The following is an 829-nucleotide window of genomic DNA, read 5'->3' as shown; positions in this document are numbered from 1 at the left end:
CTTTTTATTGGGAGTTCTGCCAGACATTTATAGAATTATGGTGGCAGAACGGAAGAAGGTTGACAGACTAGTAATAACTCAAACTAGCACACCCGAAGGTGTCCCTCTCCCGTCCTACCGCTACGGGAGGGAACGAGTGGTCCACCACACACAAAACTATTCCTCAGAAGGAAAAGCTCTGATGCGGGAGTTATTATTCAGCCTGTCAAAGCCGGCTGGCAATGTGGCCAGCAGGCAAAGGATAGTGCTCAACCCTATTACAGTCAAGCATACAAAATGACATTTGCTTTAAATTAGAGCATTAAAAAGTAAGGATAAATAATTAAAATTTATTGTTAAATTGGGGTTTATAAAACACTGAAATAAGATAAAACGTCTATTATTTCTTCTTTAAGGATTTCAAGTAAATTGATTCAAATTTTATAAAATAATCAAAAATTCAATTAACTATATAGATATTAATTTTATAAATAATAAATTAATAAAAGCTCATTACAGGAGATGTAAACTATGTAAGTTTACTCCATCCCATTTATATGAGTATATTTATTTATCAGGGGATTTCTTCTTCAAGCGGTTTACGGGTATATGGTATAAATTCTTTTTTCATTGCTCCAAATAATTGAAAATTTTGCTTAGCCATATTTAAACTAATACCATTTGCTCCTCCCATATAATCAGGATCTTTATTCTGAACATTGTCATCTTCCCAAAAACAGACTGCACAGATATCGAACGAACCATAGGGTAATTCATCAAATGTAAGATAACCACAGCATGGACATGCGTAAGACACTATTTTCTCCTATCTTTATCTATATCAATAAAT

Annotated in this window: 1 protein-coding gene; it reads right to left on the bottom strand. The window is 33.5% G+C overall.

The window, feature by feature from the left end; all coding sequences use genetic code 11:
• Nucleotides 1-553 precede the first annotated feature (553 nt).
• The gene (locus tag J582_RS25445; RefSeq protein ID WP_031983609.1) at nt 554-796 is read right to left on the bottom strand and encodes a CPCC family cysteine-rich protein; all 243 of its coding nucleotides are present in this window, start codon (nt 794-796) and stop codon (nt 554-556) included.
• Nucleotides 797-829: the final 33 nt, after the last annotated feature.

Source organism: Acinetobacter sp. 1566109, from assembly GCF_000582255.1.
GTDB lineage: Bacteria > Pseudomonadota > Gammaproteobacteria > Pseudomonadales > Moraxellaceae > Acinetobacter > Acinetobacter nosocomialis.
The sequence above is the reverse complement of the archived record's forward strand: the minus strand, read 5'-3'. Positions and strand labels throughout refer to the sequence as shown.